Source organism: Mesorhizobium sp. WSM4836 (assembly GCF_055811815.1).
This window is the reverse complement of record NZ_JBVVQF010000001.1, coordinates 42,073-65,453: the sequence shown is the minus strand read 5'-3', so window position 1 is coordinate 65,453 and position 23,381 is coordinate 42,073. Positions and strand designations below refer to the sequence as shown.

General features: G+C 62.7%; 20 protein-coding genes and 1 pseudogene. 11 read left to right on the top strand and 10 right to left on the bottom strand.

The window, feature by feature from the left end; genetic code table 11:
• Positions 1 to 15 precede the first annotated feature (15 nt).
• Entirely contained in the window at positions 16 to 1,014 is a 999-nt protein-coding gene (locus AC0L2P_RS00295) for a GlxA family transcriptional regulator (RefSeq protein WP_473499093.1), read from the top strand.
• 112 nt (positions 1,015 to 1,126) lie between these two features.
• A complete protein-coding gene (locus AC0L2P_RS00290) occupies positions 1,127 to 2,764 on the top strand; it encodes a vWA domain-containing protein (RefSeq protein ID WP_473499091.1) in 1,638 nt (545 codons plus the stop codon).
• 91 nt (positions 2,765 to 2,855) lie between these two features.
• On the opposite strand, the gene edd is transcribed toward AC0L2P_RS00290, so the two are convergent.
• The 3 genes from edd to zwf form a co-directional block, all read right to left on the bottom strand.
• Entirely contained in the window at positions 2,856 to 4,679 is a 1,824-nt protein-coding gene (gene edd / locus AC0L2P_RS00285; protein ID WP_473499089.1) for a phosphogluconate dehydratase, read from the bottom strand.
• Between the two features lie 73 nt (positions 4,680 to 4,752).
• Positions 4,753 to 5,466 carry a 6-phosphogluconolactonase gene (pgl, locus tag AC0L2P_RS00280; protein WP_473499087.1) on the bottom strand — a complete coding sequence of 238 codons (714 nt, stop codon included), beginning with the start codon at positions 5,464 to 5,466 and terminating at the stop codon, positions 4,753 to 4,755.
• Positions 5,448 to 6,917, bottom strand: a complete 1,470-nt coding sequence (gene zwf / locus AC0L2P_RS00275) for a glucose-6-phosphate dehydrogenase (protein WP_473499085.1) — start codon at positions 6,915 to 6,917, stop codon at positions 5,448 to 5,450. The genes pgl and zwf overlap by 19 nt, the downstream gene beginning before the upstream one ends.
• A 274-nt stretch (positions 6,918 to 7,191) precedes the next feature.
• Here zwf and AC0L2P_RS00270 point away from each other — a divergent pair, with 274 nt between their 5' ends.
• Positions 7,192 to 7,938 (top strand): SDR family oxidoreductase, encoded by a 747-nt coding sequence (locus AC0L2P_RS00270; protein WP_473499083.1) that lies wholly within the window; start codon positions 7,192 to 7,194, stop codon positions 7,936 to 7,938.
• A 63-nt stretch (positions 7,939 to 8,001) separates the two neighbouring features.
• Here the strand turns inward: AC0L2P_RS00270 and AC0L2P_RS00265 are convergent, their stop codons facing one another.
• The 4 genes and pseudogenes from AC0L2P_RS00265 to AC0L2P_RS00250 all read right to left on the bottom strand — a co-directional run bounded on the left by AC0L2P_RS00265 (position 8,002) and on the right by AC0L2P_RS00250 (position 12,274).
• Positions 8,002 to 8,850 (bottom strand): SH3 domain-containing protein, encoded by an 849-nt coding sequence (locus AC0L2P_RS00265; protein WP_473499081.1) that lies wholly within the window; start codon positions 8,848 to 8,850, stop codon positions 8,002 to 8,004.
• 211 nt (positions 8,851 to 9,061) lie between these two features.
• Positions 9,062 to 10,348: an NAD(P)/FAD-dependent oxidoreductase gene (locus tag AC0L2P_RS00260; protein WP_473499079.1), complete on the bottom strand. Its 1,287-nt coding sequence runs from the start codon at positions 10,346 to 10,348 to the stop codon at positions 9,062 to 9,064.
• Between the two features lie 105 nt (positions 10,349 to 10,453).
• Positions 10,454 to 10,822: pseudogene (locus tag AC0L2P_RS00255) on the bottom strand (four helix bundle protein).
• Positions 10,823 to 10,840: 18 nt separating this feature from the next.
• On the bottom strand, positions 10,841 to 12,274 hold the full coding sequence (locus AC0L2P_RS00250; RefSeq protein WP_352571630.1) for a glutamine synthetase family protein: 1,434 nt from the start codon (positions 12,272 to 12,274) through the stop codon (positions 10,841 to 10,843).
• Between the two features lie 168 nt (positions 12,275 to 12,442).
• Here AC0L2P_RS00250 and AC0L2P_RS00245 point away from each other — a divergent pair, with 168 nt between their 5' ends.
• A complete protein-coding gene (locus AC0L2P_RS00245) occupies positions 12,443 to 13,159 on the top strand; it encodes an HAD family hydrolase (RefSeq protein ID WP_473499077.1) in 717 nt (238 codons plus the stop codon).
• Between the two features lie 32 nt (positions 13,160 to 13,191).
• Here the strand turns inward: AC0L2P_RS00245 and AC0L2P_RS00240 are convergent, their stop codons facing one another.
• The gene (locus AC0L2P_RS00240; RefSeq protein WP_473499076.1) at positions 13,192 to 13,581 is read right to left on the bottom strand and encodes an ANTAR domain-containing protein; all 390 of its coding nucleotides are present in this window, start codon (positions 13,579 to 13,581) and stop codon (positions 13,192 to 13,194) included.
• Positions 13,582 to 13,996: 415 nt separating this feature from the next.
• Between AC0L2P_RS00240 and AC0L2P_RS00235 the strand changes: the two genes are divergently transcribed.
• The gene (locus AC0L2P_RS00235; protein WP_473499074.1) at positions 13,997 to 14,458 is read left to right on the top strand and encodes a RidA family protein; all 462 of its coding nucleotides are present in this window, start codon (positions 13,997 to 13,999) and stop codon (positions 14,456 to 14,458) included.
• A 65-nt stretch (positions 14,459 to 14,523) separates the two neighbouring features.
• Here the strand turns inward: AC0L2P_RS00235 and AC0L2P_RS00230 are convergent, their stop codons facing one another.
• Together AC0L2P_RS00230 and aceA are read right to left on the bottom strand one after the other, a co-directional pair.
• Positions 14,524 to 14,766 (bottom strand): SMc00767 family acetate metabolism repressor, encoded by a 243-nt coding sequence (locus AC0L2P_RS00230; protein ID WP_023719402.1) that lies wholly within the window; start codon positions 14,764 to 14,766, stop codon positions 14,524 to 14,526.
• A 76-nt stretch (positions 14,767 to 14,842) separates the two neighbouring features.
• Positions 14,843 to 16,132 (bottom strand): isocitrate lyase, encoded by a 1,290-nt coding sequence (gene aceA / locus AC0L2P_RS00225; RefSeq protein WP_473499072.1) that lies wholly within the window; start codon positions 16,130 to 16,132, stop codon positions 14,843 to 14,845.
• 240 nt (positions 16,133 to 16,372) lie between these two features.
• On the opposite strand from aceA, the gene AC0L2P_RS00220 reads away from it, so the two are divergent.
• The 6 genes from AC0L2P_RS00220 (at position 16,373) to AC0L2P_RS00195 (ending at position 23,375) form a co-directional block, all read left to right on the top strand.
• Positions 16,373 to 17,824, top strand: a complete 1,452-nt coding sequence (locus AC0L2P_RS00220) for a helix-turn-helix domain-containing protein (protein WP_473499070.1) — start codon at positions 16,373 to 16,375, stop codon at positions 17,822 to 17,824.
• A 147-nt stretch (positions 17,825 to 17,971) separates the two neighbouring features.
• Positions 17,972 to 18,919, top strand: coding sequence for a DMT family transporter (locus AC0L2P_RS00215; protein WP_473499068.1), 948 nt, complete (start codon positions 17,972 to 17,974; stop codon positions 18,917 to 18,919).
• Positions 18,920 to 19,271: 352 nt separating this feature from the next.
• Positions 19,272 to 20,369: a polyamine ABC transporter substrate-binding protein gene (locus AC0L2P_RS00210; RefSeq protein ID WP_473499066.1), complete on the top strand. Its 1,098-nt coding sequence runs from the start codon at positions 19,272 to 19,274 to the stop codon at positions 20,367 to 20,369.
• Between the two features lie 73 nt (positions 20,370 to 20,442).
• Positions 20,443 to 21,582, top strand: a complete 1,140-nt coding sequence (locus AC0L2P_RS00205; protein ID WP_473499064.1) for an ABC transporter ATP-binding protein — start codon at positions 20,443 to 20,445, stop codon at positions 21,580 to 21,582.
• Between the two features lie 66 nt (positions 21,583 to 21,648).
• Entirely contained in the window at positions 21,649 to 22,560 is a 912-nt protein-coding gene (locus AC0L2P_RS00200; RefSeq protein WP_473499635.1) for an ABC transporter permease subunit, read from the top strand.
• Positions 22,557 to 23,375 carry an ABC transporter permease gene (locus AC0L2P_RS00195; RefSeq protein ID WP_473499062.1) on the top strand — a complete coding sequence of 273 codons (819 nt, stop codon included), beginning with the start codon at positions 22,557 to 22,559 and terminating at the stop codon, positions 23,373 to 23,375. The genes AC0L2P_RS00200 and AC0L2P_RS00195 overlap by 4 nt, the downstream gene beginning before the upstream one ends.
• The last annotated feature ends 6 nt before the right edge of the window (positions 23,376 to 23,381 follow it).

Sequence of the window (23,381 nt, the reverse complement as noted above, 5' to 3'; positions counted from 1 at the left end):
CAGAGAGCAGCGTCCTTGCCAAACCCCACTGTTCCCTTAGAGCGGCCGGTCACCAATGATCCCGTTCAGGGCGGCCGGCAGTTCGGGTTTCTGCTGGTCGACAAGTTCTCCATGTTCTCGCTGGCCGCGGCAATCGACACATTCCGGTCGGCGAACCGGCTGCTCGGCCGCGATTTCTATGGCTGGACGACGGTGTCGGCCGACGGCGATGCCGTCATGGCCTCCAACGGCCTGCCGCTCAAGATCGACTATGCCGTTGCCGATCTGCCGCCGGTCGATATCCTTTTTGTTTCGGTCGGGCTGACGACGGAATTTCCCGGCAAGAGCAAGGTGCTGGCGGCGCTGCGCAGCTGGGGCCGACGCGGCAACGCGCTCGGCGCGCTTTCGGTCGGCTCCTATCTGCTTGCCGAGGCAGGCCAGCTCGATGGCTATCGCTGCACCATCCATTGGGAAAACCGCGCCGGTTTCCTCGAACGCTTTCCGGAGATCAACTGTACCGGCAACGTCTTCGAGATCGACCGCAAGCGCTATACCTGCGCCGGCGGCACCACCTCGATCGACCTGATGCTGGAGATCGTGCGCGGCGATTTCGGCTCGGGTCTCGCTAATGGCGTCGCCAACCAGTTCCAGCATGAGCGCATCCGCTCGGCCGGCGACCGCCAGCGCGTCGGCCCGGAACGCGACCTGACCGGCAAGTCGGAAAAGCTGCGGCGCATCGTCGAGCTGATGGCCGACCATCTCGACGAGCCGCTGTCGGCGGTACAGCTTGCGAAGTCGGCGGGCCTGTCCGTGCGCCAGGTCGAGCGCCTGTTCCTGCGCCATCTCAGCGTGACGCCCGGGCGCTATTACATGCGGCTCAGACTCGAGCGGGCGCGCGAATTGCTGCGCCAGACCAACATGCCGATCCTCGACGTGGCGATCGCCACCGGCTTCACTTCGCATTCCTATTTTGCCCAGAGCTATCGGCTGCAATTCGGCCGGCCGCCTTCCGAGGAACGTCGCACGACCTATTGAAGGTTTCACACGGATGCGGCGCAGCTTCGTGCTCCGCCCGGGCTTGTGTCGCAACGCAGCGTCAAATAGCTTTCCGGCGCCGAGCGGCGGCGACTGACCGGGGAGATATTCGATGGCGGGATTTGTGCGGAGCGCCGCTGTGGCGGCCCTGCTGCTGTGGATGACGGGGTTAGGCTTCGCCGCCGATCGCGTCATCGTCATTCTCGATGCCTCCGGCTCGATGTGGGCGCAGATCGACGGCAAGCCCAAGCTCGAAATCGCCCGTCAATCGCTGCGGAACGTGCTGCAATCGGTCCCGGCCGTCGAGGAAATCGGCCTCATGGCCTATGGTCATCGCGAGAAGGCCAGTTGCGACGACATCGAACTCATCGTGCCGCCGCAGGCAGGCTCGGCCAGTGCGATCTCAGCCGCGGCCGACAGTCTGAAATTTCAGGGCAAGACGCCGCTGACCGCTGCGGTCAAGCAAGCGGCGGAAGCATTGAAATACACCGAGGACAAAGCGACGGTCGTTCTCATCACCGATGGCATCGAGACATGCAACGGCGACCCCTGTGCGCTCGGCAAGGAGCTGGAGGCTGCCGGCGTCGACTTCACCGTCGATGTCGTCGGCTTTGGTCTGACCGCTGCCGAAGGCAAGCAGGTCGCCTGCCTCGCCGACAACACCGGCGGCAAATATATCGAAGCGTCGGATGAAAAGGCATTGCAGGACGCCCTCGTCGAGACCGTCGCGCCTTCGCCACCCACTCCCGAACCGGCTCCCGCCCAGCCGGCAGAGTCCAATTTCGTGCCCACCGTCGTGCTTGCCGAGGGTGGCGATCCCGTCACCGACGGCAATGCCTGGGAGATCTACAAGGCGAATTCCGACGGCACGCGCGGCGATCCCGTCACCACCGAATATGGCACCTACAAGGGCAATCTGGAGCCGGGCGACTATATCGTCGTCGCACGCGCCGGCGAGGCCAGGGCCGAACAGAAAATCAAGATCGAGCCTGGCCAGGTCGCCAAGCCGCATTTCAACCTGAATGCCGGCACGCTGGTCATCCACCCCAGGCCAAGCGAAGGAGCGGACGTTGACGACGGCGCGGCTGTCGTAGTCGGCTATCCGGGCGTCGATACCCCGCCGACCTATTACGGCGACACGAAAGTCGTGCTGCCGGCCGGCGACGAGAAGGTGACGGTCACGATCGGCCAGGGGATGGTTACCGAGACGATCCCGCTTGCCGCCGGCAGCGTCATCGACAAGGACGTCATCGTCGGCGTCGGGCGTATCGTCGCCAATGCCTATTATGCTGCCGGCGGCGACAAGGCCGAGGGTTCGGGCGTCGGCTTCAGGGTGCTCCAGGCGAAAAAGAACGTCGACGGAACCAGGCAGGAGGTGACTTATGCCTATGGTCCGGACAGCAAGTTCGATCTGCCGCCCGACGATTATGTAATGGTCGCGACGGTCGACCTTGCGGTGGCCGAGCAGCCGTTCAGCGTCAAAATTGGCGACCATGAGGATCTGAAGATCGCGCTGAACGCCGGCATGCTGACGATCACCGCGCCAGGAGCCTCGAAGATCGAGATATTCGAGGCCAGGAAGGCCATCGACGGAACCCGCAAGTCGGTCGGTTACGCCTACGACCAGAAGTATGAAGCCACCCTGTCGGCCGGCGACTACGCGGTGGTTTCGGAGAAATCGGACAACAGCTCGAAAGAAGGCACGGTAACTGTCAGGGCCGGCGCGCGAGCCGAGCTCACGGTTCAATAGATCCAGAGCAATTCCAGGAAAATGTGGAACGGTTTTCCGTCCGGAATTGCGCAGAAACAAAGAGGGAGAGCGGCCATCGGCCGCTCTTCAGTCACGCCGTACCGAAGGCGCTGGCGCCATGGTCGGCGCGGCCTACCAACTGCCGGAATCCGGCGAAAAGCTCGCGGCCGAAGCCGAATTCATTGCCTATGAGGTCGCTGTCCGCGGGGCGGCGCAGTGCAAAATCGCCGGCCGGCACCAGTACTTCGAGCGTTCCGGCCTCGGCGTCGAGCCTGATGATATCGCCGTCATGGATCCTGGCGATCGGCCCGTCCTCCGCCGCTTCCGGCGTCACATGGATCGCCGCCGGCACCTTGCCGGAGGCGCCCGACATGCGCCCGTCGGTGACCAGCGCCACATGCTGGCCGCGGTCCTGCAGGATGCCGAGCACAGTGGTCAGCCTGTGCAATTCCGGCATGCCATTGGCCTTCGGACCCTGGAAGCGAATGACGGCGATGAAGTCGCCGGTCAGCGACCCCGCCTTGAACGCCTCGTTCAGCCCTTGCTGACTGTCGAACACCTTGGCCGGCGCCTCGATGATGCGCCGTTCCGGCTTGACCGCGGATGTCTTGATGACGGCGTGGCCGAGATTGCCTGAAAGCACTTTCAGCCCGCCGCTCGGCTGGAACGCCTTCTTGAACGGCGCCAGCACCTTCTCGTCGCCGCTCTGGCGCGGCGCGGCCTCGCGCACGACACCGCCGTCGGCACCGAGCTTGGCCTCGACCGCGTAGGGGCGCAGCCCTTCGCCCCACACCGTCTGCACATCCTCGTGCAGGATGCCCGCGTCGAGCAGTTCGCGGATCAGGAAGCCTAGCCCGCCGGCGGCGTGGAAGTGGTTTACATCGGCAAGGCCGTTCGGATAGACCCGCGCCAGCAGCGGCACCGCTTCCGAGATGTCCGAAATATCCTGCCAGGTAATGGCGATGCCGGCGGCCGCCGCCATGGCGATCAGGTGGATGGTGTGGTTGGTCGAACCGCCGGTGGCGTGCAGGCCGACGATGCCGTTGACGATCGAGCGCTCGTCGATCATCCGCCCGACCGGCGTGTAGGCGTTGCCGAGCGCGGTGATCGCCAGTGCCCGCTTGGTCGCTTCCCTGGTCAGCGCGTCGCGCAACGGCGTGCCGGGATTGACGAAGGAAGCGCCAGGCGTGTGCAGACCCATGATCTCCATCAGCATCTGGTTGGAATTGGCGGTGCCGTAGAAAGTGCAGGTTCCCGGCCCGTGGTAGGATTTTGATTCCGCTTCGAGCAGTTCGGCCCGCCCCGCCTTGCCCTCGGCATAAAGCTGGCGGATCTTGGCCTTTTCGTCGTTCGGAATGCCGGTCGTCATCGGCCCGGCCGGGATGAAGACCGCCGGCAGATGACCGAAGGTCAGCGCCGCGATCACCAACCCTGGCACGATCTTGTCGCAGACGCCGAGATAGACAGCGGCGTCGAACATATTGTGCGACAGGCCAATTGCCGCGGCCATGGCGATCACGTCGCGCGAAAACATTGACAGCTCCATTCCGGGCTGGCCCTGGGTGACGCCGTCGCACATCGCCGGCACGCCGCCGGCCACCTGGGCGATGCCGCCGGCCTCGCGCGCCGCGTCCTTGATCAGCGCCGGAAACGTCTCGAAAGGCTGATGCGCCGACAGCATATCGTTATAGGAGGTGATAATGCCGAGGTTCGGCACCCGGTCGCCGCCAAGCGCCACCTTTTCGGCGGGACTGCAGACCGCAAAGCCATGAGCCAGGTTGCCGCAGGACAGCACGGCCCGGTTGGCGGTGCGGTTCGAGGCTTCGGCGATGCGGCCGAGATAGGCCTCGCGGCCGGGCTTGGAGCGCTCACGGATGCGCCGGGTGATGGCTTCGATGTCGCGTCTTGCGGTCATGGCGGTCGGTCCTTTCAGGCGAGGTCCCGCAAACACCTTCCGGTTGTTGCCGGGACCTGCAGCCAAGTTGAGATCAGGGTGCCCAGAAAACCTCTACGGGCTTTTGAGTGGCGTCGAGCACGGCGCGAATGGGCTTTCGTGCTCCAGTTCCAAGCGCGGCCTCGAATGCGGTGCGTTTTTCCGCGCCCTCGATATGCAGCGCGATGAAGGCGGCATCGATGATCCGCGCCAGTGACAGCGTCAGCCGTGGCTCGCCTGCGCTTGCCGCGTTAACCGGAAGCACGATCCTTTGCGAGGACGGATCGAGCAATCTTGCCAGGTTGTCGGCATCGGGAAAGAACGAGGCGGTGTGGCCGTCGGTTCCCATGCCGAGCACCACTACGTCCAGCGGCCAAGGCAGCGATTGCAGCGCCTCATTGTCACAGATCGCCGTGTCCTCGATGCTTGTCGCTTGCTGGTAGAGCGGAACGAAATTCGCCGCCGCGGCCGCGTTCTGCAAAAGATTGGCGGCAACCAGGCCGGCATTGGAGCGCGGCGATGAGGGCGGCACGAAGCGCTCGTCGACCAATGTTATCGTCACCTTTTCCCAGGCGATTGGAACGGTCGATAGCGCTGCGAAGAATTTCGCCGGCGTCGTGCCGCCCGAGACCGCAAGCAGCGCCGTGCCGCGCTCGGCGATCGCCTTTGACAGACGGCCGGCGACGTGGCCGGCAAGCGCTGTCGCCAACTCCTGGCGTCCGGCAAATTCGTGCCAGTTGTAGGCGCCGCCTAATTGCTCTCGTGCCATGTCCGCCCGTCGCGTTCGATCAGCGCAATCGAGGCCGAGGGGCCCCATGTGCCGGCGGTGTAGCCTTGCGCCTCCTGCCTTGCGCTTTCCCAGGCGTCCTGGATCGGGTCGATCCATTTCCACGCCGCCTCGACCTCGTCGCGGCGCATGAACAGCGTCTGGTTGCGACGGATGACGTCCATGATCAGCCGCTCATAGGCATCGGGGGCGCGGCCGTCGAACGATTGCGCAAAACTCATGTCGAGCGGGATCTGGCGCAGCCGCATGCCGCCCGGCCCTGGATCCTTGATCATGATGAACTGCTTGACGCCTTCGTCGGGCTGCAACCTGATGACCAGCTGGTTGGCGAATATCGGCCCGGCGCTCTCGCCGAAGATCGAATGCGGGATCGGCTTGAATTCGATGACGATCTCCGAAACGCGGGTCGCCAGCCGCTTGCCTGTTCGGAGGTAGAACGGCACGCCCGCCCAGCGCCAGTTGCCGATCTCGGCCTTGAGCGCAACGAAAGTCTCGGTGTTGCTGTTCTTGCCGAGTTCCTCGACATAGCCTTTCACCGGCCCGCCGGCTGAGGCGCCGGCCCGGTACTGGCCGCGCACCGTGTGCTTCGGCGCGTCGTTGCCGTTGATGCGCTTGAGCGCCCGCAACACCTTCAGCTTTTCGTCACGGACGGCATCGGCATCCATCGACGACGGCGCCTCCATGGCGACGAGGCAGAGCAGTTGCAGCATGTGGTTCTGCACCATGTCGCGCAATGCGCCGGCCTTGTCGTAATAGGTGACGCGGTCTTCCAGACCGACTGTCTCGGCCACGGTGATCTGCACGTGATCGACATTGGCGGAATTCCAAAGCGGCTCGTAGAGCGCGTTGGCAAAGCGCAGCGCCATCAAATTCTGCACCGTCTCCTTGCCGAGATAGTGGTCGATGCGGAAAATCTGGCTTTCATGGAAGTCATCGCCGACCAGGTCGTTGAGCGTCCGCGCCGAAGCGAGATCGCGGCCGATCGGCTTTTCCAGCACGATGCGCGAATTGAGCGTGATCAGCCCGTTCTCCTTCAGCTTGTGCGAGATATCACCGAACAGCGCCGGCGCCACCGCCAGATAGAAAGCGCGGATGTGTTCGCTGTTGCCGATCGCCTTCTTCAGCCTGTCGAAGCCGGCACCAGTGGTTGCATCCGCCGGGACATAGGAGAGCCGTGCGAGGAACGTCTTCAGTTCCGTGGCGTCGATATCCTCCGGCTTCACATGGTCGGCAATCGCCTGCCTGGCGAAAGACTGGAATTCCTCGTCCGTCATCTTCGAACGTGATGTGCCGATGATGCGCGTCGGCTCGGAGAACTGGTGGTCGCGCTGGCGGTGGTACAGCGACGGCAGAAGCTTGCGTTCCGACAGGTCACCGGTGCCGCCGAAAATGATAAAGTCGAAAGGGTCGACGGGGATGATCTGGCTGGTCATGGTCTGTCCGCTCTGACGCCGGTCGCGATAACGCGGCTGATATAATCTAATCGATTTAAACTTGCCAGTGACATTGCGTCACATCCGCGTGTGCTCTTGACACCGGCGCTGGCCGGAGGCTTGTCGGCAAGCGATGCTTCCGGGAGCGTTCGCAGGTGCAGCATAAAGCGGGATCAAGGCGAAAGCCAAAGGAGAAATCGGCAATGGACACACATCTTTCGATTGCCATGGCCAAACGCATCGTCGATCGTCTTCAACGATGAATGAGAAAAGCATGCGCCTCAAAAACAAGGTGGCCGTCATCACCGGCGCTGCCTCGGGCTTTGGCGAGGGCATGGCCAGGCGCTTTGCCGAGGAGGGCGCGCGGGTAGTTGTCGCTGATCTGAACGCCAAGGGCGCAGAGCGCGTCGCCGGCGAGATCGGCGAAAATGCGATCTGGACCCAGACCGACGTCTCACTGCGATCCGAATTCGACGAAATGGTCCATGCTGCAATGAGCGCCTTCGGCCGCATCGACATCATGGTCAACAACGCCGGCTATACCCATCGCAACGGTGACATGCTGGAAGTCGACGAGGCGACCTTCGACCTGATCATGTCAGTCAACATGAAGGCGATCTACCACGCAGCACTTGCCGTGGTGCCGGTGATGGAGCGGCAAGGCGGCGGCGTCATTCTGACGACGGCTTCCACGGCCGGCATCAGGCCGCGGCCCGGCCTCACCTGGTACAACGCATCGAAGGGCTGGGCGATCACCGCGACCAAATCGATGGCCGTGGAACTCGCGCCGAAGAACATCCGCGTCAACTGTCTGTGCCCGGTTGCCGGCGAGACCGGCATGCTCGCGAAATTCATGGGCGCCGACACACCCGAGATCAGGGAGAAGTTCCGGGCGTCGATCCCGCTCGACCGGCTTTCGACCCCGCTTGACGTGGCCAACGCCGCGCTTTGGCTCGCATCGGACGAGGCGGCTTTCATCACTGGCGTGGCGCTGGAAGTCGACGGCGGGCGTTGTATTTGAACGGTCTGGTCATTCGGCGGAGGAATGGCTGACGGCGAGCGATCCGCGATCGCTCCGCCGGCCTTACGCCCCGGTTTTGACGTAGCTCTTGTAGACCCAGCCGCGCTTGCCGTTGTAGACGATCTGGCACCATTGCTTGCAGCTCATGACTTGCACCGACGTCTTCGCCGGCACGGTGAGAATGGCGGCCGCATTCTTTTTTGGGCCGGTGCGCATGGTGACGGATCTCAGGATGCGTCCGGTATCGGCAGTATCGGCTTTTCCGGACTTTGCCTTCGTGCTGTCGTCGTCTTCGCTCGCGGACTGCGTCGGAGGTTGCGGCTTGGGCGTCGGGATGGCGGCGGTCTGCGCGCCGTCCGGCCCGGTATTTTTCGTCGAGCTGCCGGGAGCCGCCACCTTGGCAAACAAAGCCGCAGCTTCGGCTTTGGCTGCCGGGTCGGCGAATGCCGCCGAAGCAGACGATTTGTCGGCCGCCTGCTCGGTCTGGCTTGCCAGTCGGTCGGACGCTGCCATGGCGGCGGCCGATGCCGCCCTTGGCCCCGTCCAGCGCGGATCATTGGGAGCCAGCGCCGGGATCTCGGGTTTCGCCGCGGCCACCGCCGGGGAAACCGCGTCGGCCTTGCCCGTCGTCCGCGGCGCCGCAGCGACCTTGCCAGGCATGATCTTCGTCGTCTTGACCGGAATGGTTGGAACGGTCTGCTCAGGGCTCGCCGCCGCCTGTCGTTCACTGGCCGGCAAGGCCAGCCACAGCGCCACCGCGGCAACGCCTAGCAGTGCGGCCGTGCCAAGTGCAGCGATCACGAAATGCGCGTTCGACCGGACCCCGTGCCAGAACGTCGGCCGCATATCGTAACCGAATTGCATCGCAAGGCGCCGTCGTTCCGGCGCGCCGAAACTGAAGGGCTCTCTCACTCTTGCCACCTCCATTTGCGGGCCGATGTTCTTACGACCCATGCCGGAGAGCCGGCATTTCGATCGGCATCGGTCCCAAACCAAAAGCGGGCAGGCCCGCAATAATTCCCCGTTCAGCTGCCCACGAGCATCATCTTTCGCCCGCGATTGTGGCATCACTGCGCCCTTGGCGGGAATTCTGCGCCCTGGTTAAGGATTCTGCAACGTCTGGTTAAATCCTGTCCCGCAACGCGTACCAGTTGAGCGCGAGAAAGAGCAGTGGCGCGCGCAAACGCCGGCCGCCGGGGAAAGATGGAATCTTCAGGTCCTCAATCGGCTTCAGCCGGTCGCGGTTGCCGGCGACCGTCTCGGCATAAAGCTTGCCGAAAAAGTTCGACAGCATGACGCCGTGGCCGGAATAACCGCCGACCGAGATCACATTGGGCATCACTTCGCGCACGAACGGCTTTCTCGGCACGGTGATGCCGACATAGCCGCCCCAGCCATGGGTGATCTCGACATCCTTCAGTGCCGGATAGATCTCGGCGATCTGCCGGCGGATGTGGATGTGGATGTCCTTGGGATCGTTGACCGCATAGATCTCGCGCCCGCCAAACAGCAGCCGCCCATCCTTCGATTTACGGAAATAGCGCACGACGAATCGCGAATCGTCGACCGCCTCGCCACCCGGCAACACTTTGGAATCGGCTCCCAGCGGTACCGTCGCGCCGATGAACGACCCGATCGGCATGATATGCGCGGCGCTCACCGGTTCGAGCGTGCCGCCATAGGCATTGACCCCGATCAGGCATTTAGCGGCGGTGATCGTGCCCTTCGGCGTCACAACCCTCACCTTGCCGCTGCTGACGGCGATGCCGGTCGACGGCGTCTGCTCGAACAGCTTTGCGCCGGCCTGTGCGGCGACTTTCGCTGTGCCGATCACCAGCTTCAGAGGATGGATATGGCCGGTGCCGGTGTCGCGGGTGCCGCCGAAATAATGCGTCGAGCCCAGCCGCTCGGCTGTCTCCGCGGCGTCCATGAATGAGATGTGCGGATAGCCGAAACGGCTCGCCATGATCTCGGCATGCGCCTTGTAGTCGTCGACATAGCGCTTCTTGTGCGCCACCGACATTTGGCCGGGCATATAGTCGATCTCGATCTGGTGCATCGCGGCAAAGTCGAGCAGATGCGCCTTGGCCTCTTCGGCCAGGTCGAACAGCGCCTTGGCGCGGGAAAAGCCGTATTCCGCTTCCAGCTCCTCTGCCCAGGCCCGCTGTCCAGTGCCGAGTTGGCCACCATTGCGGCCCGATGCGCCGTCACCGAAACGATGCGTTTCGATAAGCACGACATCCGCGCCTGTCTTGGCGAGATGAGCCGCCGCCGACAGGCCGGTAAAGCCGCCGCCGACGATCACCACATCGCATGTCCGGTCGCCGTCGAGTGCCGGATATTCGGGCCTAGGTCCGGCCGTGTCTTCGTACCAGGAGCGGCCGGGGGAGATTGGGGATTGGTAGGTCATGATGCTCGGCTAGGGGAGTAGGGGAGTAGGGCAGTAGGGCAGTAGGGCAGTAGGGCAGTAGGGCAGTAGGGCAGTAGGGCAGTAGGGCAGTAGGGCAGTAGGTGTCTATTCAGCCGACAGCTTGCGGATCAGAAGCCGCAAGAGCTTTCCTACGCTCTCGCTGTGGGGCATCAATGACTCGACCGCCTCGCGAGAAGCAATTCCAACCCGTTATGCGATTAGAAGGTGTGTCTCCAATTCCTTGAGTGATCCCTGGGCGATCCTGAGAAATTGTTGGTAGGAAGCTCAGCTTTCTCGGCCGTAACCCTCGGCGATGTTGGCGGGCACCGACGTTGCTGCCCGACGCACCTGACCCCTCAGCCCGTAGAGCTCGTCCTTCGGCCAGGTCCTTGTTACTTGGTAGATTGCAACCGTTAGATCCATGGCTTGCTGCCAAACGATCAGATCCCTATACGATGCGATCTTGTCCGTCATCCTTGCCCTACTCCCCTACTACACATTCAGCAGCAAATACTCCCTCTCCCACGGGCTGATCACTTCCATGAAGGTCTCGAATTCCGCTCGCTTGATCGCCGCATAGGTGGCGGCGAATGACTTGCCGAGCAGCGTGCCGAGTTCCTCGTCCGCCTCGAACAGGTCGACGGCTTCGAGCAGGCTGCGCGGCAGGTCGATCTGGTCCTCGTTGGCGGTCGTCAGAACCGGCGGCTCGGCCTTGATCTTATTGGTCATGCCGATCAGCCCGCAGGCAAGCGATGCCGCCAGCGCCAGATAGGGGTTGGCGTCCGAGGAGGGGATGCGGTTTTCGACGCGTCGCGCCGCCGGGTCGGAACGCGGCACGCGAAAGGCCGTGGTGCGGTTGTCGTAGCCCCATTTGTTGTTGACCGGCGCCGAGGCCGACTGCGTCAGCCGCCGGTAGGAATTGACGTAGGGCGCAAACATCACCAGCGCGTTCGGCACATGTTTCTGCATGCCGCCGATGAAATGGAAGAAGGCCTCGGTCTCCGAGCCGTCCTCCGCCGAAAAGACATTCTTGCCGGTCTTCTTGTCGATGATCGACTGATGGATATGCATGGCCGAACCGGGCTGCCCCTGGATCGGCTTGGCCATGAATGTGGCGTAGATTTCGTGCTTCAGCGCCGCCTCGCGAATGGTTCGCTTGAACATGAACACCTGGTCGGCGAGTTCGATCGGATCGCCGTGACGCAGATTGATTTCGAGTTGGCCGGCGCCCTCCTCGTGGATCAGCGTGTCGATCTCCAGGCCCTGGCTTTCGGAGAAATGGTAGATGTCGTCGATCAGTTCGTCGAATTCGTTGACCCCGGCGATCGAATAGCCGGCGCCGCCGCCGATCGGCCGCCCGGAGCGCCCGACAGGCGGGGTGAGCGGATAGTCCGGATCGGGGTTCTTGCGCACCAGGTAGAACTCGATCTCGGGCGCCACGACCGGTCTCAGCCCACGCTTGTCATAGGCGGCAAGCACGCGCTTCAGCACGTTGCGCGGCGTGAACTCGACCGAGCGGCCGTCCTGGTGGACGAGGTCGCAGATAACCGCCGCCGTAGGGTCCTCCTCCCACGGCACCACCGTCAGCGTCGAGAGGTCAGGCATCAGCTTGAGGTCGCCATCGTCCTCCGGATAGTGGAAGCCGTTGCCGTCCTCCGGATAGCCGCCGGAAATTGTCGTCATGAACACCGCCGAAGGCAGTGCCAGCGAGGTATTGGAAGTGAATTTCTTCGATGGCATCATCTTGCCGCGCGCAACCCCGGCCTGGTCGGGTGTGATGCATTCGATATCTTCGATGCCGCGCCATTCCAGCCAGGCGCTGACTTCCTTCCAGTTCTTGACGCCACGTTGGTTTTTCACGAAGGCAGGCGTGCGTGCGCGTCCTCCGCGGCTCGACGGACGGACTTCCTTTTTTGCAGGCGGCATCAATCACCAGATTTGTTGCAGATTGTGGAGTATAGCCGTTGCCGACGACGAAAGGGAAGGGGAGCCGGCTGGCGTGCGCCTCGATAACCGGGGAAACACAACGGCTTCCGGATAAAAGCCTCCTGGTCTAGGGTCGGCCTCCCGCAATGCTGCAATTGATGAGCCTCCATGCAACACAGCCGCAAACTGACGACGATCGGCTTCGACGCCGACGACACGCTGTGGCAGAACGAACAGTTCTTCCGCATCACCGAGAAGCGCTTTGCCGCACTGCTCGCCGATCACGCCGAGGCGAACCGGATTTCAGCAAGATTGCTGGAGGCAGAGAAGCGCAACCTCGCGGTCTACGGCTTCGGCATAAAGGGATTTACGCTGTCGATGATCGAGACGGCGATCGAGGTCACCGAGGGCCAGGTGCCGGCCTCGACCGTTGCCGAAATTCTCACCGTGGGCCGCGAGATGCTCAGCCATCCGATCGAGCCGCTGCCGCATGCGCGCGAAACCGTGGAAGAGCTGGCCGGCGCCTACCGCCTGGTGCTGATCACCAAGGGCGACCTGTTCGATCAGGAGCGTAAGCTGGCGCAATCCGGACTGGGCGAGCTGTTTGATGCCGTCGAGATCGTCAGCGACAAGAGCGCGGCCACCTATAGCCGCATCTTCAGCCGTCACGGCGACGGCCCGGAAAAGGGCATGATGGTCGGCAACTCGCTCAAATCGGACGTCGTGCCGGCCATCGAAGCCGGCGGTTGGGGCATCCATGTTCCGCATGAGCTGACCTGGGTGCTGGAACATGTCGAGCCGCCGGTCTCGGCGCCACGCTTTCGCCAGATAGCCAATCTCGGTGAACTGCCGGGCTTGATCGAGCGTATCGGCGAGAGTGATTGATCAGGTCTGCAGCCGAGGCATCGCGGTAGGCGTCAGTTGCGGCCAATTCCGATCAGCCGGTCGATCACCGGCTGCAGCCGTTCGGTGGTGATCGGCTTGACGACCACTGCATCGATGACGCTGGACAGGCCAAGGCTTTCCGGAGTGCCGGTCTTGACTGAAAGCAGGATCACCGACGGAAGCGATTTGCCTGACGCCCTTCGCAGTGCATCGATACCCGACAGCAAGGCGTTGCAGTCCCCGTTCTCCGCGCCGCCGTCGAGAACGACAGTCCCGGGAATCAGCGCGTGCAAGGCCTTTGCCGCGGTTTCGGGAGTTTCCGAGATCGGTTTGAGGCCGGACCGCTCTACGATCTTTGAAACCACGACGCGGTTGATCGGTGATTTTCCGACCACCAGCACCCGCGAGAAATCCGGGAGCATCCGCGTCTCCGTGTGCCGGCTAACGAAAGGCAGCTGTTTTGCAGTCTCGATATCGCGATTCGCTGGGCACATGGCGGGGTAGGCCGTTGTTCAATGTTTCAATGCAGGGTTGAAACTTGAGAGGTAATTGGCGTGAGATCACCGCTCATGTCAAGCTCAAATGGCATATCAGGAGAATATTGCAAGAAACATTAAAATTAAAATTAAGTGCTTTTCTTTGCCGCCGCCCGAGGGAGAGGTTGCAACCACAACCGGTCAGCTTCAGCGAAGCTTGACCTTGCAGCGCAGCCATAGCCGGTTCACGCAGGTTGGACGAAGGCGAGGCAGGTCTGTCGCGAGCTTGTCGTATCGCCTCGCCGGACTTCTACCCTTCCTCGTTGGCTAAGCACGTCTCTTTGATCGACGGGAGAGGACAATGGAACTCGTGACTCACAAGAAATTCAAAAATGGCCGGTTGATGCCTTGGGGAAAGGGTACGGTCGTTACCGGCGCAAAGGGGTTTGTCTACCTTTCCGGAAACACCGCGACGGCCGAGGACTACGATCCGATCTGCAAAAGCGGCGGCGGCGCCGTTGGCGATGCGGCCGCGCAGTGGCGCGCAATTCTCACCAACATCAAATCAGACCTGGAAGAGCTTGGCACTGCGCTCGACCATCTCATCAGGCTGACCTTCTTTGTCACGGGGCCATTTCCCGATGGCGGCGTTTTGAGCTCTCCCAATTTTCGCCTGGACGTCTTGGACGAATTCTTTGCCGAGCACTGCCCGAAGCACTGCAGCTACAACAACCCGCCGCCCTCGGAAGTTATTGGCGTTGCAGCGCTTGCGCAGTCTGACCTTGTCGTTGAAATCGTTGCACTAGCGGCTCTGCCGGACTAGGCAGAGCCGCAGCGTGCGAGGTGCGATAACATGCGCTGAAAAGAGGCGCGGTGCTATTGAGTTCATCAGTCGTGGCTCCGCTGCGTGACGATGACCGGGATCAGCAGATCGCCCCAGTTGCCGTCGCCGCCATGGTGCCGAGCCGAGCGCACCAGCTCGACCGAGACCCCGGCCTCGACCGCCTTCATCACTGACTGATTGAGCCTGTGCAGGTCGTTCGCCAGCATGCGGATGGTCGCCTGCTGGTCGACATTCATGCTGGTGGCCTGCTCTTCGGCCCGTTCCTTGACGCGGCTTATCGATGCCATTGGTCTTCTCCCTGTGTTGCCATGTCTGTTGTGTCGCCATGCCCGTTGGGCGTTCCCTCTGTTTGTCTGTTACCCGCTATTCCGCCGCCGGCCTGAACTGGGCGTGCTCGGTCGATCCACGCATGGCCGTGGTCGAAGACTGGCCACCGGTGATCGCCATCGAGACGGCGTCGAAATAGCCGGTGCCGACCTCGCGCTGGTGCTTGGTGGCGGTGTAGCCATTAGCTTCCGCGGCGAATTCCGCCTCCTGCAGTTCCGAATAGGCCGCCATCTGCCGCTCCTTGTAGCCGCGGGCGAGCTCGAACATGCCGAAATTGAGCTGGTGGAAACCGGCCAGTGTAATGAACTGGAACTTGTAACCCATGGCGCCGAGTTCCTTCTGGAACTTCGCAATTGTCGCGTCGTCGAGATTCTTCTTCCAGTTGAAAGACGGCGAGCAATTATAAGCAAGCAGCTTGCCGGGATGATGCTTGCGCACGCCCTCGGCAAACGTCCTGGCCTGCGCCAGATCGGGCTTGGAGGTCTCGCACCAGATCAGGTCCGCATAGGGCGCATAGGCGACGGCGCGGGCGATGCAGGGCTCGATGCCGTTGCTGACATGGTAGAAGCCCTCCGCCGTGCGGCCGGCGCCATAATCGACGAAGGGCCGGTCGCGTTCGTCGATGTCGGAGGTCAGGAGCTTTGCCGCTTCGGCGTCGGTGCGCGCCACGACCAGCGTCGGCGTGCCCATGACGTCGGCGGCAAGCCGCGCTGCGTTGAGGTTGCGGATGTGTGCGGCGGTCGGGATCAGCACCTTGCCGCCGAGATGGCCGCATTTCTTCTCCGAAGCCAGCTGGTCCTCGTAATGGACGCCGGCCGCACCCGCCTCGATGAACGCCTTCATGATCTCGAAAGCGTTGAGCGGCCCGCCGAAGCCGGCTTCCGCATCGGCGACGATCGGCGCGAACCAGGTGTCGACCGACAGCCCCTTGCCTTCCGAAGTCTCGATCTGGTCGGCGCGCTGCAGGGTGCGGTTGATGCGCTTGACCAGTTCGGGCGCCGCATTGGCGGGATAGAGCGACTGGTCCGGATACATGGCGGAGGCGGTGTTGGCATCGGCGGCGACCTGCCATCCCGACAGATAGATCGCCTTCAGCCCAGCCCGCACCTGCTGCATCGCCTGGTTGCCCGACATGGCACCCAGCGCGTTGACGAAATCCTCCTCGTGGATGAGCTGCCACAGCCGGTTCGCGCCCATTTCGGCGAGGCTCTGCCGGATCTGCACCGAGCCGCGCAGCCGCTTGACGTCGTCCGGCGAATAGGGCCGTTCGATGCCATCAAAGCGCCCTTGCGGCGCCGACGGGACAAAGTTGTAAAAGTCGGTCATTGGTCACTCCAGCCGGTTTTGATGCCGGTTTCGGAAGGCGCCGCAGAGGGGAAGATATTTGCGCCATGTGTGTCACATCATTTACATGCCGGCACGACGCAAGCGAGCTTAACCTCCAGATTGGCCAAAAAATAAGAGAAAACCTGTGTTGTGTTTGACTGACGAGAGTTGTAAATCTGTCATGATTGTAAAGACCGCCATGCCATTTGGCGGATGTAAATTTCTGTCAAGGGCAGTCGATTGGCCGACCATAAAATCTTCGCCGGGCCGCGCATCCGTCGCATCCGCGCCGCCAAGGGGCTGACCCAGACGGCGATGGCCGAAGGGCTCGGCATCTCGCCGTCCTATCTCAATCTCATCGAGCGCAACCAGCGGCCGCTGACGGTGCAACTGATCCTGAGGCTGGCATCCGTCTACAAGGTCGACCCGCACGAATTGCAGGGCGAAGCGAGGGGGTCGGTCGCCGATTTGAAGGAAGTGTTTTCAGATCCGTTGCTGGCCGGCGAACTGCCGGGCGACCAGGAACTCATCGAGCTCGCCGAGGCGGCGCCCAACGCTTCCGCCGCTGTGATAAAGCTGTTTCGCGCTTATCGCGAGCAGGCCGAGCGGTTGTCGGATCTCAACGAGCTGCTCGCGCGCGAGGGCAAGGCCACCGCACTCTCCGGCGCCAGGCTGCCGATCGACGAGGTGCATGAGATTTTCGAGCGCCGGCCGAACCATTTTGCCGCGCTCGAAGAGGAAGCCGCGGCATTCACGTCGGTGCTCGATCCCGGCGACGATCTGTCCAGTGCGTTGAAGGCTTGGCTGCGGCGTGAATGCGGCATCGTCGTCAAGGTACTGCCGGTTGCCACCATGCCCAACTGGCGCCGTCGCTATGACCGTCACTCGCAGCGCCTGTTTCTGTCCGAGCGCCTGTCGCCATTCGATCAGCTGCGCGAGGTAGCTATGGAGGCCTGCTTGATCCGCATGAGCGTCGCTGTCGCCGCCGAGACCCAGGCGCTCAAGCTGACCACGGACGAAGCCCGCCGGCTCGCCCGCTTCGAGCTCGGCCGCTATGCCGCGCACGCTCTGATGATGCCCTATCAGCCTTTTCACGCCGCCGCGGTGCGTGCCCGCTATGACATCGACATGTTGCGGTCGCGCTTCGGCGTTTCCTTCGAGCAGGCGGCGAACCGGCTGACCACGCTGCAGCGGCCGGGTGCGTCGGGCGTGCCGTTCTTTATGCTCGAGGTCGACAGTGCAGGCAATCGGTTCCGCAAGGCGGGCAGCCACGGCTTTCCGCAAAGCCGCTTCGGCGGCGGCTGTCCGAAGCTGCCGGTCCATGCCGCCTTCGCCCAGCCCGCCCAGATCCTGGTCGAGGCAGTGGAAATGCCCGACGGCGCAGCGTTTGTCTGCATTGCCCGCACGCTCGAAGGGCCGCAGGGCTCGTTTGCCGAGCGACCGCGGCGCACGGCGCTGCTGCTCGGCTGCGATATCGGTTTTCGCGACGAGGTCGTCTATGCAGCGGCATTGCCGGGGCCAGCCGCCATCGGCAAGGCCGGACAGAGCGCCGCTGCGCCGGCGACGCCGATAGGCCCTGCCTGCCGGCTGTGCGAACGCATCGGTTGCCTCGCCCGCGCCGAGCCACCGGTGACACGTCCGCTCGGCCTCGACGAGATGGTGACGGGACTGAGTGCATTCGATTTTCAGTAAGGGTGCTGAAGAAACCTGGCCGTCTTGCCACAATCACCGTCGTTTGCTGGATCACGCCCGATCCCCGTCTTTGCGTTACGCGATTAAAGCACGTTTCTGTCGTCCGCTGTGCATCGTGCTGCCTCGAAATCGCCGACAGTCGTAGTCATGACCGACATATCATCACCGCCGATCGCCGTTTCGCCTCCGCGAAGTGAGGAGCGTATCGGTTTCCTGCTGGTGTTCCTGTCGGCGCTGATGTGGAGCCTCGGTGGTACCATTGCCCGTTTCATCGATGCCGGCGACAGCTGGACGGTGGTGTTCTGGCGTTCGATCTGGGCCGCCGCCTTCCTGCTCTGCTTCATGGTCTGGCGCGATGGCTGGCGTGGCACGCTGAAGCTGTTTCGCGACATGGGCCCGGCCGGTCTTGCGGTGGCATTCTGCTTCGCCACGGCTTCGACCTCTTTCGTCGTGGCGCTTGCCTATACCACCGTCGCCAACATCCTCCTGATGCAGGCCGGCGTGCCGCTTCTGGCGGCGCTGTTTGCCTGGGCGCTGTTTCGCGAACGCGTGGCCGTGGCGACCTGGCTGGCAATTGCTGCCGTCATTGCCGGCGTCGCCATCATGGTCTCGGAATCGCTCGATGGCGCCGTGTCGCCGATCGGCGACGGGCTGGCGCTGCTCATCGCCGTCATGTTCTCGATCGCCACCGTCATCACGCGCCGCTTCGCCCATGTGCGCATGACCCCGGCGACCTGCCTCGGCACGATGCTGGCGGCCGCATTTGCGGCCTCTCAGGCGTCGGCGCTCGGCGTTTCCAGCCACGATATGGGCTTCCTTTTTGCCTTTGGCGTGATCAATCTGGGGCTCGGCCTCGCCTTCTTCGCCACCGGCGCCCGGCTTGTTCCGGCCGCCGTCGCGGCGCTGCTCGGCACGTTCGAACCGATCCTTGGTCCGATCTGGGTCTGGCTCATCCATTCCGAGGTGCCGTCGGCGCGCACCATCGTCGGCGGTGCCGTCGTCGTCACCGCGCTGCTCGTCCATATCGGGCTCGAATTCAAGCGTCAGACGCGGCCCGCGCGAGCGGGCGTCACCGGTGTGCCTTCGCCTAATTGATGCAGCGCACGCGTCAAAGCGAGATGAAGCATTGACAACGTCGCAGCGGCGCGGGCAGGCTGCGATCACGGCAACAACAAGACAGGCGTATCTTGCCAAGTCTCCATGCCGGCCGCATCGAGGCCGGACAACATCGTCGTCTCTCTGCCCGCGCCGTAGCGAAAGCTTCCGACGGCGCCGGAACACCACCAACGCCACGCCAAATCGTCACTATCGGCTCGTCGACGGACCATAATGGCGCCGGCAATTCCCGCTTGTCGCCTGCCTGCAAGCCCAATACCCTGAAGCAAATGCCCAGCCGCGCGGACGCCGCGACGAACTGGGGACGGAACACTCATCGAAGGAGAATAGCATGACCCGCAAAGCGCTCTGGCTTTCGGCGACTTCCGCGTTTCTGGCAGTTTTCACCTTGGGCGCGCATGCCGAGGACCGCGTCGTCAACGTCTTCAACTGGTCGGACTATATCGACAGTTCGATCATCGACGACTTCACCAAGGAAACCGGCATCAAGGTCGTCTACGACACTTTCGATTCCAACGAGATCCTCGAAACGAAACTGCTCGCCGGCGGCAGCGGCTACGATGTCGTCGTGCCCACCGGCAATTTCCTTGCACGCCAGATCCAGGCGGGCGTGTTCCAGAAGCTGGACAAGTCGAAACTGCCGAACATTTCAAACATGTGGGACACGGTCATGGAACGGACCGCCAAATATGATCCCGGCAATGAATATTCGATCAACTACATGTGGGGTACGGTCGGCATCGGCTACAACATCAAGAAGGTGCAGGCAGCGCTCGGCACCGACAAGATCGACAGCTGGGACGTGTTCTTCAATCCCGAAAGCCTGGCCAAATTGAAGGACTGCGGCGTCTATGTGCTGGATTCGCCGGCCGACATCATACCGGCGGCACTGAAATATCTCGGTCTTGACCCGAACAGCACGTCTGCCGACGATATCGCCAAGGCCGAAGAAACCTTGCTGAAGGTCCGGCCCTATATCCGCAAGTTCCACTCTTCCGAGTACATCAACGCCCTCGCCAATGGCGACATCTGCCTGGCGGTCGGCTGGTCGGGCGACGTTTTCCAGGCCCGCAACCGCGCCGACGAAGCCAAGCAGGGCGTCGAGATCGGCTATTCCGTGCCGAAGGAAGGTGCCCAGATGTGGTTCGACCAGATGGCGATTCCGGCCGATGCGCCGCATGTCGCAGAAGCGCATGAGTTCCTGAACTACATGATGAAGCCCGAAGTGATCGCCAAATCGTCGAACTATGTGCTTTACGCGAACGGCAACAAGGCTTCGCAGCAGTTCATCGACAAGGCGATCCTGGAAGATCCGGCGATCTATCCGGACGCCGCCACCTTGCAGAAGCTCTACACCGTCTCGCCTTACGATCCCAAGACCCAGCGCATCATCACCCGCACCTGGACCAAGATCGTCACCGGCCAATAGCAATCTGATCAGGCCCCGGCAGCCTGCTGCCGGGGCCGCTTTCTCGTGGGGCAAGAGCAGGACGGAGTGGGACATGAAATCGCTTGGCAGCATTCGCAGGGATTTCGCGCCATGGAACGATCCGAACGCCAACCCATACATCCAGTTCGACAACGTCACCAAGAAGTTCGGTGACTTCACCGCCGTCAACAACCTGTCGCTGACCATCTTCGAACGCGAGTTCTTTGCCTTGCTGGGAGCCTCGGGCTGCGGGAAATCGACGCTGCTCAGGATGCTCGCCGGCTTCGAGGAGCCGACCGCCGGCCGCATCCTGCTCGATGGCCAGGATCTGCGCGGCATCCCGCCCTACCGGCGGCCGGTCAACATGATGTTCCAGTCCTACGCCTTGTTTCCGCATATGACGGTCGAGAACAACATCGCCTTCGGCCTCAAGCAGGAAGGCATGGCCAAGGCCGACGTCGAAAAGCGCGTCGCCGAGATGCTGAAGCTGGTCAAGCTCGAGCAGTTCGCCAAACGCAAGCCGCACCAATTGTCGGGCGGCCAGCGCCAGCGCGTCGCGCTCGCCCGCTCGGTCGCCAAGCGGCCGAAAGTCCTGCTGCTCGACGAGCCCCTTGGCGCGCTGGACAAGAAGCTGCGCGAGGAAACCCAGTTCGAGCTGATGGATCTGCAACAGAACCTCGGCCTCACCTTCGTCGTCGTCACCCATGACCAGGAGGAGGCGATGACGATGGCCGACCGCATCGCCATCATCGACAAGGGCGAGGTGATGCAGGTGGCGACGCCGGCCGAGGTCTACGAGGCGCCGGGTTCCCGCTTCGTCGCCGGCTTCGTCGGCAATGTGAATATGTTCGACGGCAGGATCGCGGCTGGCGAGGCTGGCAGCGCAAGCATCGATGCCGGCAACGGCATCACCATCCGGACCGAAAATGCCGGCAGTGCGGCCGCCGGAACATCCGTCACCTTCGCTATCAGGCCGGAGAAGATCAAGGTGTCCTCCACGAAACCGGCCGGTGCCGTCAACGCCATCGAGGGCGAGGTCTACGACATAGCCTATCTCGGCGACATGACCGTCTATCACGTCAGGCTGGATGATGGTCTGGTGGTGCGGGCGAGCACCATGAATGCGGCACGCCTCACCGAGGACCCGCTGACCTGGAACGACCGCGCCTGGGTTTCTTTCCGCCCCGATGCCGGCGTCGTGCTGACGCGGTAGGGGCTGATCATGTCCGCTGTCACCGCCGCAACAAGCTCTCCGGCAAGCGCTGCCGGCAAATCCGCCTTGGCCAGGCTGGGAGCGGCCTTCGTTAGCCGTCTCGTCATCATCATTCCTTACCTCTGGCTGCTGTTCTTCTTTCTCGCCCCCTTCATCATCGTCTTCAAGATTTCGCTGTCACAGACGGCGATCGCCATGCCGCCCTACACGCCGGTGCTCGATTTCAGCAGCGGCATTTCCGGGTTCATCTCGGAATTCGGCGCGCTCAATTTCGACAACTATACCTGGCTGACGCAGGATGCGCTCTACTTCAACGCCTATGTGACGAGCGTCATCGTCGCCGCGGTCTCGACGGTCCTGACATTGCTGGTTGGCTATCCCATAGCCTATGGCATGGCGCGCGCCCCGGCGGCGATCCGCCCGACCTTGCTGATGCTGGTGATCCTGCCGTTCTGGACCTCGTTCCTGATCCGTGTCTACGCCTGGATCGGCATTCTCAAGCCCGAGGGCCTGCTCAACCAGCTGCTGCTCGCCACCGGTATCATCAGCCAGCCGCTGATTATCCTCAACACCTACACCGCGATCTTCATCGGCATTGTCTACTCCTATCTGCCGTTCATGGTGCTGCCGCTCTATTCGTCCTTGGAGAAAATGGACCATTCGCTGATCGAGGCGGCCAAGGATCTTGGCTGCCCGCCGGCCAGCGCCTTCTGGAAGATCACCTTTCCGCTGTCGCTGCCGGGCGTCATCGCCGGCTGCCTTCTGGTGTTCATTCCCGCCGTTGGCGAGTTCGTCATCCCCGACCTGCTCGGTGGCTCGCAGACGCTGATGATCGGCAGGACGCTGTGGAACGAGTTCTTCGCCAACCGCGACTGGCCGGTGTCGTCCGCCGTTGCCGTAATCCTCCTGCTGCTGCTGATCGTGCCGATCATGCTCTTCCAGCGAGCCCAGGCGCGTGCCCAGGAGCAGGACCAATGAACGCGACCTGGAGCCGCTTCAACATCATTTCGATCGTGCTCGGCTTTGCCTTTCTTTACCTGCCGATCGCCCTGCTCGTCGTGTTCTCTTTCAATGAATCGAAGCTGGTCACCGTCTGGGGCGGCTTCTCGACGAAATGGTACGTCTCGCTGTTCCACAACCGGGGTCTGATGGATGCCACCTGGGTGACGGTCCGCGTCGGCGTCATCTCGGCCACCGTGGCGACCGTGCTCGGCACGCTGGCGGCGCTCACCTTGACACGCTACACGCGCTTTCGCGGCCGGCTGCTGTTTTCCGGCATGGTGTTTGCGCCGCTGGTCATGCCGGAAGTCATTACCGGCCTGTCGCTGCTGCTGCTCTTCGTCGCCGTCGGTCTCGACCGCGGCTTTCTGACGGTGACGCTTGCCCACACCACGCTAACCATGTGCTTCGTCGCGGTGGTGGTTCAGTCGCGCCTGATCACTTTCGATCGTTCGCTGGAAGAGGCCGCCATGGACCTCGGTGCGCCACCGGTGAAGACCTTCTTCCAGATCACGCTGCCGGTTATCATGCCGGCTATCGTCTCCGGCTGGATGCTGGCCTTCACGCTGTCGCTCGACGATTTGGTTATTGCCAGCTTCACCTCGGGGCCAGGCGCCACGACGCTGCCGATGAAGATCTACAGCCAGGTCCGCCTTGGCGTGACGCCGGAAATCAATGCGGCCTGCACCATCTTGATCGCGGTCGTCGCAGTTGGCGTGATCATCGCTTCGCTCGCGAACAAACGCCGCGAGGTGCAGCGCCAGCGCGACGAGCGGGCGGCACAGCGGGGTTGAAGGCTC